At 45.9% G+C, this 14,259-nt stretch carries 10 protein-coding genes; 4 read left to right on the top strand and 6 right to left on the bottom strand.

Features of this window, described 5'->3' with window-relative positions:
- Nucleotides 1-181: 181 nt before the first annotated feature.
- Complete coding sequence (locus AADH33_RS05460) at nucleotides 182-1,297, top strand: helix-turn-helix transcriptional regulator (protein ID WP_100749414.1); 1,116 nt, start codon at nucleotides 182-184, stop codon at nucleotides 1,295-1,297.
- A gap of 89 nt (nucleotides 1,298-1,386) precedes the next feature.
- Complete coding sequence (locus AADH33_RS05455) at nucleotides 1,387-2,034, top strand: TerD family protein (RefSeq protein WP_075102129.1); 648 nt, start codon at nucleotides 1,387-1,389, stop codon at nucleotides 2,032-2,034.
- 170 nt (nucleotides 2,035-2,204) lie between these two features.
- Here the strand turns inward: AADH33_RS05455 and AADH33_RS05450 are convergent, their stop codons facing one another.
- A complete protein-coding gene (locus tag AADH33_RS05450) occupies nucleotides 2,205-3,188 on the bottom strand; it encodes an ion transporter (RefSeq protein WP_100749413.1) in 984 nt (327 codons plus the stop codon).
- A gap of 438 nt (nucleotides 3,189-3,626) precedes the next feature.
- Nucleotides 3,627-4,703, bottom strand: coding sequence for an RNA-guided endonuclease InsQ/TnpB family protein (locus AADH33_RS05445; RefSeq protein WP_348549820.1), 1,077 nt, complete (start codon nucleotides 4,701-4,703; stop codon nucleotides 3,627-3,629).
- Between the two features lie 370 nt (nucleotides 4,704-5,073).
- On the opposite strand from AADH33_RS05445, the gene AADH33_RS05440 reads away from it, so the two are divergent.
- Nucleotides 5,074-5,718, top strand: coding sequence for an OmpW/AlkL family protein (locus tag AADH33_RS05440; RefSeq protein WP_100749525.1), 645 nt, complete (start codon nucleotides 5,074-5,076; stop codon nucleotides 5,716-5,718).
- Nucleotides 5,719-5,964: 246 nt separating this feature from the next.
- Here the strand turns inward: AADH33_RS05440 and AADH33_RS05435 are convergent, their stop codons facing one another.
- Together AADH33_RS05435 and aceE are read right to left on the bottom strand one after the other, a co-directional pair.
- Nucleotides 5,965-7,731, bottom strand: a complete 1,767-nt coding sequence (locus tag AADH33_RS05435) for a 2-oxo acid dehydrogenase subunit E2 (protein ID WP_100749526.1) — start codon at nucleotides 7,729-7,731, stop codon at nucleotides 5,965-5,967.
- A 25-nt stretch (nucleotides 7,732-7,756) separates the two neighbouring features.
- A complete protein-coding gene (gene aceE, locus AADH33_RS05430; RefSeq protein ID WP_075102133.1) occupies nucleotides 7,757-10,570 on the bottom strand; it encodes a pyruvate dehydrogenase (acetyl-transferring), homodimeric type in 2,814 nt (937 codons plus the stop codon).
- A 741-nt stretch (nucleotides 10,571-11,311) separates the two neighbouring features.
- Between aceE and AADH33_RS05425 the strand changes: the two genes are divergently transcribed.
- On the top strand, nucleotides 11,312-12,241 hold the full coding sequence (locus AADH33_RS05425; RefSeq protein WP_348549819.1) for a hypothetical protein: 930 nt from the start codon (nucleotides 11,312-11,314) through the stop codon (nucleotides 12,239-12,241).
- Between the two features lie 139 nt (nucleotides 12,242-12,380).
- Here AADH33_RS05425 and AADH33_RS05420 read toward each other — a convergent pair whose 3' ends face one another.
- Together AADH33_RS05420 and AADH33_RS05415 are read right to left on the bottom strand one after the other, a co-directional pair.
- Nucleotides 12,381-13,535, bottom strand: coding sequence for an RNA-guided endonuclease InsQ/TnpB family protein (locus AADH33_RS05420; protein WP_100749529.1), 1,155 nt, complete (start codon nucleotides 13,533-13,535; stop codon nucleotides 12,381-12,383).
- Complete coding sequence (locus AADH33_RS05415; protein WP_348549818.1) at nucleotides 13,532-14,143, bottom strand: IS607 family transposase; 612 nt, start codon at nucleotides 14,141-14,143, stop codon at nucleotides 13,532-13,534. Before AADH33_RS05415 ends, AADH33_RS05420 begins: the two co-directional genes overlap by 4 nt.
- Between the last annotated feature and the right edge of the window lie 116 nt (nucleotides 14,144-14,259).

The following is a 14,259-nucleotide window of genomic DNA, read 5'->3' as shown; positions in this document are numbered from 1 at the left end:
GACCTGCTACCGTCGTTTATCATGCGCTGCTCATCAATGATAGACACAACATAGATGTCAAGATAGACGTCAAGCTGCTTTTCTGCCATGATAACCCGCGACGAACTCGTTAAAATACCAGCATTAAAATATCCATATCGATTGCGACATTGATTTACGACTTCATAAAGGTTATCTCTGAATGACTGTACATCATACCCACACAGATGAGCGAATAGACGAGCAGCGCACGAGCACCGATGCCCCTGCTGCAGAGACTCATCATAATAATCGTCATGGCGCGGCAACCACGGCGCGGCAGTGGCAAGTACTCTCACAGCTACAGCGCAATCGCTGGGTGGGAACGACGCACATTTACGAGCAGCTCAAACTTGCAGGATTTGACATCAGTCTGCGCACCGTACAGCGCGACCTAAACGCCTTGTCCAAACGCTTTCCCATCGAAAAAAACAACGCCAACCCGCAAGGCTGGCGCTGGCGTGACGATGCCCCGCTACACAGCCTACCGCATATGAATCTATCACAAGCGGTGGCTTTTAATATGGTAGAGGCCAATCTCACCCAGCTATTACCGCCCGTGATTTTAGACGAGCTGTTTCCTTGGTTTGATTTAGCAAGACGACAGCTAAAAAACAGTAAAGTCACGCACTCTTGGATCGACCGAGTACGCATTGAGCCTGCTACTCAGCCCTTAATCGCCCCGCACATTGACCTCGAGAGCAAAGACAATCTGTATCACGCGCTTTTTTATCAATTGCAGGTCAAAGCCTGCTACACCCGTAGCAACAAAAATGAGGCCAGCGAATATACGCTAAACCCCATTGCCATCATTCAGCGCGGCGTGATTATCTATTTATTAGCGACCCGTACCGATGACCCAGAAGCCATCATTCGCACCTTTGCTCTGCACCGGTTTGATAGCGTTGAGATTTTAGAGAGTCCGGCACAAACGCCAGAGGATTTTCAGCTTGATACCTATTTGGAGGCAGGCAGTATGGGCTTTAGTCATCCGTTGTTTGGCGAGCTACCTGAGCGTGGCAAAAACACGGCCATTGAGCTACAATTCACCAAACAAGCTGGCAAGAGTCTGACAGAAAGTAAGCTTAGTGACGATCAAGTCGTCACCGTCAATGATGACGACACCCTAACCATCAAAGCCACGGTCAACCTAACCTCACAGCTGGTTTGGTGGTTACGCGGCTTTGGTAGTGGCCTGCTCAATGCTCATCCCGAGCTGCTATATCGAGCCGTCTTGGATAACAGCGCCAATAACGCCACTGATAATAAGCCTGATTAACTGGTGTTATTTTGTCTTAAGCGTTACAGACTCAAACCACGATAACATCCTCGAACCATTGCAACTCGAACCATTGTAAAAGGAACACTATGTCGACCACAACCCCATCGCCACTACTTTCCGACAGCTTAAGAGGACTAGGCTTAGATGCGGGGACTTTGTTTTTTGCGCTAAACTACGAATTTACCAGAATTGAGCCAAAGGGACTGCTAAAACGTTTTAAAAAAAACCAAGGCGCGATAGATATCGACATCGCGTGCGCGTTATACGATGACAATTGTACCATCAGCGATATCGTTTGGTTTAAGCAGCTGCGAGACAAAGCGGAGTCGGTACGCCATCAAGGCGATAGCTTAAATGGCAAAGATCGCGGTGAGCAGGCCATGTATTTGGCACCGCTTGATCAAGAGCAGATCAGACTGTATTTAGACAAAATTCCTGCGCATATCACCCATATCGCCATGATGGCCAACTCTTATCACGGCCATCCTTTTTCTCGAGTCAAAAAAGGCGAGATACACCTGAGTGATGATGAAGGCAATCGCTGTTTTGAAGTCAATCTCAAACAGCTGCCACGCGACTGCCAAACACTTTGGGTCGCTCATTTGCGCCGAGAAGTAGATGACTGGCATCTAACTTTGCAAAACTTACCACTGGCAGCAGAGGATTTGGCCACAGCCGCGCAGCAAGTCGCCTATGAACTGGCGCGCGCCCTTCCTATCCCTCAAGGTCTATAAAAAGCCTATAAAGAGAAATCAGCCACAGCGTTTGACTGCAGCCATTAAAACCAGAAAATGAGACCATAAAAATGAAATCGCAGGAATGAAGCTGTCGAAATAAAGCTGTAAAAACCTCTCAAACACAAAACGGATAAAAAAGACTAGGGCGTGTTGAGTAGTGCACTGCTCTATAACGGCTCGCCGCAGTGCGGGCAGTAATTCTTTTGCCGCCTTTTCACCTCTCTTTCGCGGCGCTCAAGCTCTTGCTCACGCAGTACTTGTAAAACGATATTTTGCGCCTGCTCCTTATCCAGCCCGAGCTCACGGCGAATCTTGTCAATCATCATCTGGTTTTGCACCAAATCAAAATCACTGTCAATCAGCTGCTCACGAAAATGCTGCTCTAACTCCTCGCGGCGCTGAGCCAGCTCATTGGCCAAACCAGTCGCCAAAATACCAGCTGGCAATGCCGCCAGACCCACACCCAATATGGTAATGACGGCACCCAATATCTTGCCTGCATTGGTGATCGGTGTGACATCACCATAGCCGACAGTCGTCAGCGTCACCACCGCCCACCACATCGCCTTCGGTATCGACTCAAACTCATCTGGCTGTGCGTGATTTTCGACCAAATAAATCCCGCTAGAGGCGGTGACAATCATGATAATCAATATAAAGATAACCGCTTGAAACGAGCCTTTTTCTTTACTAATGACCACCAGCAAGATACGCATAGAGGCAAAGTAGCGGGTGAGTTTCAGAATCCGAAATAGACGCAAGATACGCAAGAAGCGTAAGTCAATAGAGACAAAGAAGTTTAAAAAGGCAGGGACGATTGCAATCAAATCGATCATCGCCGACGGGCTTTTGAGCCACTCCCAGCGCTGACGCCAAGTGGTATTATCTGGTTTGGCTTCGGCCACACTCCACAGACGCAACAAATACTCGATAGAAAAAATAACGATAGAGAAATTTTCAAACCAAATAAAATAGTCTTGATAAGGGTAATACCAGTTGTCTACAGACTCGGCAATCACAGCGGCGACATTGGTCATGATCAAAAAAATCAGGAAGTAGTCCACATAACGGCTAAACCGAGTGTCATGCTCATCGTTTTGCAAAATATCATAAACAAAAAAACGCAAGCGCCGTATAGATTGGAATAGCATGCTGACCTTATGCGGTAAAACCCGCGCGTGGATAAATAAAATAAATCGCCATTGCCGCAAAAAACATCACCGTGACCACCATAATGCCCAAGCTGACCTAAAAGGCGTCGATCGGCTGCTGCGTGTTATCCACAGCCAGCGTGTGCCCTCAGATTATACAAAATTTTTATAGTAAATATAGACAGTTATCAGCAGCGTAAAGGCAATTGCCAAGATGGCCAATCGTAAAAACCGTTCATCAACCTTTAACTGCCGGCTGATATTTTGAGCAGGCAACAAAAACAGATGGCACTCAGGACAACAGCCATCTACTTCATTTAATAGCTGCATCGTCCGTGCATTAGTACAACGCAGAGGAGAGTTACTACAATAACCAAGCATAATATGGCGCGCCTCCGTTTTTGACTTCCTCCCCTCCCTAAACGGAGGGGATTCCTACTAAAGACGGCCAAGCCCGACCGCGAGAATGTTTTTTGCTCCATTAACATCTCTGTTATGGGTCGTTTTACAAGAACGACAAAACCACTCTCTTATACCAAGCCCTGATCTACCTTTCGGACTGTCTTGGCGGGAGCCGCAACACGAGCAGGTTTGGGTGCTGTACGCTTCATTGACTTCGATATAGTGGCAACCTGCGTTCGCGCATTTGTAATCCAGTTGCCGTTTTATTTCAAACCAACCAGCATCATAGACGGATTTGGCCAGTTTGGATGAAGTGAATGATGTTGATTTAATCTTGCCAACAACGATTAGGCTGTTGGCTTTGACTAATTTATTGGTGAATTTATGGATTAAGTCTTGGCGGGTATTTTTGATCTTGGCGTGTATCGTCTTAACTCGTTTTTTGTTTTTAGCGCGTTGAGCAATGGCCAGTTTTTCAGCATATTGATGGGTTAGCTTAGTGGTTAGAACATCGCCATTACTACTGACCGCTGAATCCTTACAGCCTAGGTCAATACCGACTTGGCCAGTACCACACTTAATCTTTGGAAAATCTTTGACGGTGATACAGGCGTACCAGTGACCACGACTGTCTTGTACCAATTCGCACGTATTGATACGGTAGAGGGAGAGATTATAGCTATCCCACACATCAATGGTCAGCTTTTTACCCTTAGCAAGGCTTAGCTGAATGGTAGATTTAAGGCTTGTCTTGCCTGATTGACGAGTTGATAGGTGTTTTACGGCTGTCTTTTTAAAAGGAATCCAGCCCAAGCTTCTTCTCTTGGCCTTTGGGTTGTTGGTGCGCCAGTTGAGTTTGGCTTTTTTAAACTGTTTACGGGATTTAGCGTGAACCTCACTAATCGCTTGCAGGGTTTGGCTGTGCAAGTTTAAATACTCGCCACTGCCTTTGGTATAAGCGGCCAAATCATAGGCTGAAAAGAATTGACCTGTACGCTTAAGATGTTTAAAACTAAGCTCATTGACGTAATTCCAGACAAAGTTAACCGACCCAGCCAAGATATTGAGCTGAGTGGCATGTTTGTCTTTGATGCGTAGTTTGAGCGTTTTCATGGATTAATTATGATCTCAATGCGTTTGGTTATCAAGGTATTCACAATATTGTACGACAATGGCTGACGCCTGATATCCACGCCCTAGAAGGATGTGGTTTTACGGCGCTGGATGATAAAATAAAACCTTTATCCTTTACCTATGATCTACTTCTAAAAGTTCACAATACCTCGATATCGATAACTTTACGCAAAAGTCTTGGTTTAATACTGAGAATAACCATTTATTACCTTACAGAAATAGTGGTTTTGTATTATAATGGCGTTATAATGTTACAGATTAATCAATAATCATAATATTATGTATTGGTCACTACTGTCACCCCTCATTAGTTGGCTGATAATCCTCTATTACGTTAAGGAATCAAACGATGAAACTACAATCCCTAGTTTTAGCCGCTGCTACTGCACTTACTATGACTTCTGCTTTTGCCGTTCCTGCTGGTACGTGGACAGTGGCCGCTGGTGCACACTATGTTGACCCTAAAAGTGACAACGGTACTGTATCTACTGCTTTAGGCGATTTTGCAGTTGACGTTGATGGCGATGTGCGCCCAACCATCAGTGGCGAATACTTCATCGCTGATAACGTTGGTGTTGAGCTACTAGCAGCCATCCCATTCCATCATGACATTACGCTAACTGATGCAAATGGTAACGAAGTTGATGCCAAAACTCAGCATCTACCCCCTACTCTATCTGTACAGTATCACTTCGACGGCTATAACCTGCCTATGAATGTGAAGCCTTTCGTTGGTGTTGGTGTGAACTATACAACTTTCTTTAAAGAAAAAGTTTATATTCCATTAGCTGGCGATTATGACCTAGATCTTGATGATAGCGTTGGCGTTGCTGGCCATATCGGTCTTGACATCCCATATGCGCCTACTGAGTCTTTCCGTATTGACGCGCGCTACATGGACATCAAAACTGACGCTAGCCTAAACGGTGATAAAATTGGTGAAGTCGATATCAGCCCATGGGTATATGGCGTTGCGTTTGTAAAACAGTTCTAAGAAATCTATCATAGCAAATAAAGTACACTAGATAAGAAGCCAGCCGATGTGCTGGCTTTTTTGTCTGTATGATTTGCTGCAATCTATTTATTGTTATTTTTTTATAATCAACCCAATATCACGTTGGCGCACTTTATCTTATAAGCCTATAAAAAAAGACCATCCATGCGGACAGTCTTTTTATAATACATAACCATTGATGCAATCTATCAGCCAAACAGCACTCAAAAGCGCTGTCGATCAGAACTACAGCAAAATACGGCGCGGATCGGCTAATAAGGTAGCAATATAACGGGTAAACACTGCTGCATCAGCACCATTAATCACTCGGTGATCATAAGACAACGACAGCGGCAGCATCAAACGCGGCTCAAACGTCTGCTTGGTTTCGTTCCAGCGCGGCTGCATACTGGCCTCAGAGACCCCTAAGATACCCACTTGTGGCCAATTGACCAACGGCGTAAAGGCGGTGCCCCCTAGGTTGCCTTGGCTCGATATGGTAAAGCTTGCACCTTGTAAGTCTTTGGTACCGAGCTTTTTATCGCGAGCCTTTGCTGCCAGCTCACCTATTTCGATGGCGATCTGCTTAAGACCTTTGTCTTGAACGTTTTTGATAACGGGTACGATAAGCCCATCATCCGTCGCCACAGCGATACCCATGTTGACGCTTTTGCGTACGATAATCTGAGTATTGTCATCGCTCAAATGACTGTTAAAGCGTGGGTGCTGCGTCAAGGCATGAGCAGTCGCTTTTACCACAAAGGCTAGGATAGTAAAGCCAATACCTTCAGCTTTCATACCGCCTTTGAGCTCACCACGCAGTTTTTCAGTCTCGGTGATATCGGACAAATCAAACTGTGTGACTTGTGGCAGCAAGGTACTGTAGTTAAGCTGCGGTATAGAGACCTTTTGTAGGCGGCTTAGATCCTGAGTCTCAGTCTCTCCCCAAATCTCGGTATTACTCATATCGGGTAAGTTTGGCAGGCTTGCCTGAGCGCCAGCGCTGTTTGTCGGCGCCGCTTTTTGTTTGCTTAAGCTTTCTTTGACATGAGCAAACACATCTTCTTTTAAGATACGATCATTGAGTGCTGAGCCACTCACTTGAGTAATATCCACACCCATTTGGCGTGCCAGCTTACGTACGGCAGGACCTGCATACACATCGACAAGCTTTTCATTCACTTGACTTTCTGTCAGCTTGCCACCGCTTTTGCTGGCAGCACTAGCGCCTGTCGCTTGAGCGCTTTGTTTTGGCTTAGCGGTCGACTGTGTTTTAGCACTGGCTTGCTGCTTACTGCTGCCAGCCTCGCTATCTGCCTTGGCTGACGCGGCTTCTGTTGCAGATGACTCTGTTTCAGACCCCTGTGTCTCAGATGTGCTATTGGTCTCATCCTCACCAATAATGACAATAAAATCTTGACCGTTGGCGACCATGTCGCCTGCTTCGACCAGTATTTTTTCGACCTTACCAGCGATGGGGGCTGGTACTTCCACCGAGGCTTTGTCCGACTCAATCAACAAAATCGATTGCTCAGCACTGACGGTATCGCCGACGCTGACCATAATCTCGGCCACTTGCGCTTCTTCAACACCTAAATCTGGCAATGCATGTGTACTGGCTGTACCCGCGCTCGTCGCAGGCTGTTTGGACTCTGACGAGCTAGCATCGCCAGCTTGAGACTCAGTTGTGGTCTCAGACTGTGCGCCAGCATCCTTTTCATCCGCTTGATTGCGGGCGTCATCAGTGCTCTTTTCGCTGGCTGGTGCTTTTGCTTGTGTATCGGCCGCAGCGCTCTCAAGCTCAATGAGCACCATGCCTTCACTGACTTGGTCACCAACAGCAACGCTGATTTTGGTGACTTTACCAGCAGCAGAGCTTGGTACTTCCACTGATGCCTTGTCAGACTCTAATAAAATGATATTGTCGTCTTTTTCGATGACATCGCCAACTTCGACCATAATTTCGCTGACTTCGGCACTATCGACACCCAAATCGGGGGCTTTAATGTCCATGGTTTATCTCCTCGTCTTATCGTTATTATTCTTTGACATCATCGTCATTGAGCAGCGTCGCGTCAGCTTGATCTTCGGCGCGGCCTTCATTACTGATTTCATCATCCTCTTCACTGACAAACTCAGGCACAGGGCTTGGGTTGATGTTGTCAGGAGCTGGTGCATCTGGGAAATGATCGTAATAAGGCTGCTGCTGCCATGCTGGCGGCTGATCGGCCTCAATCTCAAAGCTTGAGATGGCATCTTTGACCAAGCGCATTTCTACTTCGCCTTCATCTGCCAAGCGCTTGAGCGTCGCCACCACGATATGAGCGGCATCTACATGGAAGAAGCTGCGTAGTTTTTCGCGGGTATCTGAGCGACCATAACCATCAGTACCCAATGTAGTATAAGGACGGCTATCAGGTAACCAGCCACGTATCTGCTCTGAGTAGTTACGCATATAGTCTGTTGCCGCGACCACCACCCCTTTATGCGGTGCCAATTGCTCTGTGACCCATGGCACTTTTTCTTCATCCATTGGGTGCAAGCGATTGTAGTCATCACATGCCATACCGTCACGCGTTAGCTCATTAAAGCTGGTGACGCTCCAAACGTTGGCAGTGATATTAAACTCTTCTTTTAAAATCTTCGCCGCTTTTTGTACTTCGCGTAAGATAACCCCAGAACCAAGCAGCTGTACTTGGCTTGAGCCATTGTCTTCTAGCAAATACATCCCGCGCTTGATGCCTTCTTCCGCACCCTCTGGCATGGCTGGCTGCTCGTAGTTTTCGTTCATGAGGGTCAAGTAATAATACACGCGCTCACCCTCACCATACATCCGGCGTAGGCCATCATGCATGATGACCGCCAGCTCATAACCATAGCAAGGGTCATAGCTCACGCAGTTCGGCACGGTGTTAAACAAAATCTGCGAATGGCCATCTTGATGCTGCAAGCCCTCGCCATTGAGCGTCGTACGGCCTGCTGTCGCACCAAGTAAGAAACCTTGTGCCTGACAGTCGCCTGCCGCCCATGCCAAGTCGCCCACACGCTGAAAGCCAAACATAGAATAGTAAATATACAGCGGTATCATTGGCAAAGCGTTGACCGAATAACTGGTCGCCAGCGCAATCCAGGTACTCATCGCTCCTGCTTCGTTGATGCCTTCTTCCAACATGTGACCGTCGATGGCTTCTTTATAGCCCATCAGCGCTTCACTATCTTCAGGCGTGTATTTTTGTCCTGACGCCGAGTAAATACCTAACTGACGGAACATGCCTTCCAGGCCAAAGGTACGCGCCTCATCAGGAACGATCGGCACGACGCGATCTTGAATGTCTTTGTTTTTTAGCATCGCTGATAACAGACGGACAAACACCATGGTCGTCGACTGCTCTTTGCCATTACTGCCCTTCAAGATACGATCAAAAATCGATAAATCAGGGATATTTAGAGGAATATGACCACTACGACGGTTTGGTAAATGACCGCCCAACGCTTCACGGCGACCTTTTAGATATTTCATCTCAAGCGAGTCTTCTTTTGGACGATAGAACGGCAGCGTCTCAAGCTCTTCATCATTGAATGGCAAATCAAAACGGTCGCGGAAATACTTCAATGACTCATGATCTAGCTTTTTGATTTGGTGCGATTTATTCACCGCTTGCGCTTGCGTCGATAGCCCATAACCTTTGACTGTTTTGACCAAGACAACTGTTGGTTGACCTTTGGTCTTCATGGCTTCACTAAAGGCAGCATAGACCTTCATTGGGTCATGACCACCACGGTTTAGACGCGAGATGTCATGGTCAGACAGCTCATTGGCCATCTCTTCAAGCTCTGGGTATTTACCAAAAAACTCTTTACGGGTAAATTCAGGAGTACGTGCCTCATATAGCTGGTACTCACCATCGACCACTTCTTCCATACGGTGCTTGAGCACACCTGTCACGTCTTTATCAAGCAGTGTATCCCAGTTACCACCCCAGATGACTTTAATCACGCGCCAGCCTGCACCGCGAAATACCGACTCTAGCTCTTGAATAATCTTGCCATTACCACGCACAGGGCCATCGAGGCGCTGCAAGTTACAGTTGATGACCCAAATTAGGTTGTCTAGTTTTTCGCGGCCAGCAAGCGAGATGGCACCCAAGCTCTCCGGCTCATCTGTCTCGCCATCACCTAAGAAAGTCCAAATTTTACGGCCTTCTTTTTCGAGCAAGCCACGGTTTTCCATATAGCGATGGACGTGCGCGTGATAAATCGACATGATCGGGCCAAGTCCCATAGAGACCGTTGGGAACTGCCAATAGTCCGGCATCAGATAGGGATGCGGATAACTTGATAGGCCTTTACCACCGACCTCACGGCGAAAATTATCCAACTGGTCTTCACTCAAGCGGCCTTCTAAATAAGAACGGGCATAGATACCTGGCGCGGAGTGACCTTGATAATAAACCATGTCACCACCGAAATGATCACTTGCGGCTCGAAAAAAATGGTTAAAGCCTGTCTCATACAGCGTGGCACTAGAGGCAAATGTCGCCAAATGGCCACCTAGATCGTCATCGTTTTTGTTGGCACGCATCACCATCGCCAGCGCGTTGTAGCGAATCAGCGCACGGATCTTACGCTCAATGGTCAAGTCGCCAGGATACATCGGCTCGTCCTCGACTGCGATGGTATTGATATAAGCAGTATCAAGGCGGTTGAATGGCAGGCCTTCTTGCACCGCCATATTGTATAAGGCTTTTAGTAAAAACTGCGCGCGATCTTTGTCTGCATGTTTGATCACAGACTCAAAGGCTTCAAGCCATTCTTGGGTTTCGGTGCTGTCAGCATCCTTATAATAGTTCATCGTTATGAATCCTTTTCTATCGTTCACCCCTACTCGGTGGCAGGGTATTATTAAATCAAAGTATTACTTCATACTGGCGTGTGGAAATGGTTTACTCAAGGACTTCCTTGTTAAATTTATCGGAGTGGTTCTGGCGTGTTTTAAGGGATCTATCGACTGCTATATTTGATCATCAAATGATAATAACTCTCCATTATAGGCGCTTATGGGAAAGTTGTTTATAGCGATAAAAAAATGGCGATATGAGATGTATTTTTTAAATAAATAATGATTAGTGATTGGGTGAATGGTTTGTTTATTATTTGAAGCTAGATAGGCAATAAAAACACTGTAATAAAAATACATACAGATCTAAGGCACAATCCATGAGGCGAGAAGCTGTTATTCATGTAAAAACCATCTAAAGCGTTACTTTGACTACGTCCTATCATAATAAATATGCCGCTTATCGACTCCTTACGACAAACTTTCATACTTTATAGTAAGGTATCAAATTACATAACCTATACATGTGGTTATTAAGTCAGCAGTGTATAGATTTCGCCCGTGGTTTAGGTGTCGATATGAATAGATAGGGATACTATTATGTATATGGCTAAGCACTATACAGAATCTCAACATGTAGATTCATACCAAAGATACAAACTATTATTCTTAGCTTTTGTAGGAGCTATAGGTTTACTTTCTATCAATCACTCGTCCTATGCGATTGCGCCTAACCCAGGAGCCAACTGCCAAGGTGTGACTGGTGCTTCTCAAAGCAGCCTGACAAACGCAGACTACACTAACCTAGTCTCAGCAGTGAATACTGATAATTATGTCAACATCGCAGGCAACGCATCAGGCAGTATTCCCTTACAGATTAAGATGAATACTACAGAGTCGAGCTCGAACACCATATTGGGTAACTTTGGTGTTATTGAGGCTCAAGGAGTCAGAGCCATCAATGTCAGAAGAACGTTCCCTAACACCACGGCCTTTACAGATATCCGTCTAGATTTTCGTAATAGCATTACCATGCAACCAATCTACTTGACCAACGTTGCGTTAAGTGCGTTTGATATTGATTATGCAAATAGTAGCGGTAATAGCTTTGATGACTTTATACAAAACCAAAGCGCCGAGCAGCAGGCATTGAGCTGTATGCTCGCACAGGTAAAACCCTATCAGCAAGCGGATAAGACAGCACGCCAGCGCTACTGGGCCTATAAAGCGCAAGCCTGGCTGAATTACGCCATTCATCAAAACAGTATCAATAGCCGCTCTACCGCTGGTGCCTACGCTGCCCAAGCGACAGAGTCCATCTTACAAGCCCTACAAGAGGGTACAGAGCAGCGCATCGATCTGTATCAGGACATCCCTGCGATGTCTGCCTTGATGCGGCCAGACCTATGGGCAACTATAAGCGCCCTCAAAGACAGTGACGGCATCGCTGTCGCCCCGCGTGAGATGGCGTTTAGTGAAGTAGCGCTGATTTGGGCGGCCACCAATCAATGCGCGCGCGGCTGGCGAGAGTCAGGGATTCATTTTCGTATGGCCGATCGCTGGCTTGAGCAAGCACGCCAAGCCTACGTCAATGCTCACGACTCACAGACCAATGTTGCCCTGCAAGCACGTATCGTTCGCTATTATGAGGCGTACGCCCGTTCCAAAAATCTTACTCAAACCTAGCCAATATTGACTATTAGATAGGTTTGACGTTTTCTTTCTGCTTCATTGTCACGCGCTATTTCTCATTTGAGATTTAGACTGACCACGACTCCACAGACTTTTTTAATTGGCGATGGAACTCACCGTCCAATAAACAGGATTATGCAGCTGTTAAAATAACAGTCGCGTTATTTAAAATATTGATGCTGGCGTTGAGGTCACGGTCATGAGAAACCTGACAGTTAGGGCACAACCACTCACGCATTTTCAATATTAGCTCATCTTTACCAAGGATATGATTGCAGTTTGAACAGGTTTTTGAGCTTGGGTAGAAGGGTCCGACTGATTTCACAACCTTGCCTTGCTCAGTGGCTTTGTAGATAAGCTGTCGCTTAAACTCAAAGAAACCCAAGTCACTGATAGCTCTTGATAGCCGCCTGTTCTTAACCATACCTTTGACATTCAAATCCTCAATCGCAATCACATCGAACTCATTAACCAGACTTGTTGTGATTTGATGGAGAGAATCTTGCCTAATACACCTGATCTTATAGTGCAAACGAGAGAGCTTGGTTTTCGCTTTTTCTCTGTTTTTACTGCCTTTTTTAGTGCGACTGAGCGCTTTGTTTAGCGTTCTTAGTTTTTTAAGGTTTGCTTGAAGTGGTTTTGGCGCTTTAATTTTAGTGCCGTCTGATAAAACCAGTAAGTCGGTAATACCAAGATCAACACCAACGCTTTTACCTGTCTTTTTAGTAGGAATTACAGCTTTTTGTATTTCAACAGCCACACTAACAAACCACTTACCGCCACGTTTAGAGATGGTAGCTGACATGATCTTGCCGTCAAAACGTAAAGCTTCTTTTAAGCGAACCCAGCCCAAGTTTGGGATACGAATGGATTTACCTTTAATGGCAAATTGGTCGTTGGATAAACTGAATCTATCGTCACGGCCTTTTTTACGAGCGGTTGGGTATTTCGCTAAGCCTTTAAAGAAGTTGTTATAAGCATCACCCAACTGCATGATTGCCGCCTGCGGAGCGCATTTGGTCACTTCCAGCATATAGGGGAATAATTCACGCTTAATGGCGTTCAATTCGCGTCTGAGCTTCGCCTGTGAGGGCTTGTTTAGATTTTTAGTATCAACCTCAACGCCTGCGGCCAAACACGCATCACGGTACGCTTTGTCAAGCGCATACTGCCGCTGCCACTCATGCAAAGCCCAGTTGTAGGCTTTTCTCGCCACGCCACAAGCACGAGCAAGGTGATTTGCCTGTACGTTGTTTGGCTTGAGTTCGATAATGTGTCCACGGATCATAATGCTTTTTTAACCGCCTCTATTAATTGTTGGTTTTTCTTGCTGCGAGAGCCGTATAGCCTCGCTGAAAATACGGTGATAATCTCCAATAAATCTTGGGCTAATTCTTGCTCAAAACTCAACTCTTCACCTTGATTGATTATTACCACTTCAACGTCACGAGCCTCACACAACATGAAAACCAGTTCTGCACCAAATCGTAAAAGCCTGTCTTTATGGGTAATTACCAGCCGTTCAACTTTATTGCTCAGTATGTCATCAAGCAGGTTTTTTAAGCCTTCCTTTTTATAATTCATTCCACTACCAAGATCGGTAATCGTCTCAAAAGTCCAGCCTTGCCTGGCACAATAAAGTTCCAAAACTTGAGACTGGCGAAGTAAGTCGTCTTTTTGATCACGACTCGACACACGAGCATAAGCAATGGTTTTTCGGTCTAATTTAGGTGGTGTATTCAAGGAATGCGGTCTGATTTCACTTAAATCATATCGCCTATGCCCGTTTTCGGTTCGCTTGGCGACTAACGTACCATCCTCATCCCAACGTCTTAATGTGGATTGAGCAACCCCGAAATATTTGGCAGCCTCCCCAATACTAACCAGTTTCCCCATAACTTGCTCTTTATATTATAGATATAATCTATCTATTATAGTAATAAATAGGTAGGTTTGTATATGTTTTATTTAACTGTTTGCAACCCTCTTGACTCAGGCGAAGACACATGTCA

Origin of the sequence: Psychrobacter sp. KFRI-CH2-11 (assembly GCF_038239325.1) — a bacterium.
GTDB lineage: Bacteria > Pseudomonadota > Gammaproteobacteria > Pseudomonadales > Moraxellaceae > Psychrobacter > Psychrobacter celer.
This window is presented reverse-complemented; position numbering and strand designations above follow the sequence as displayed.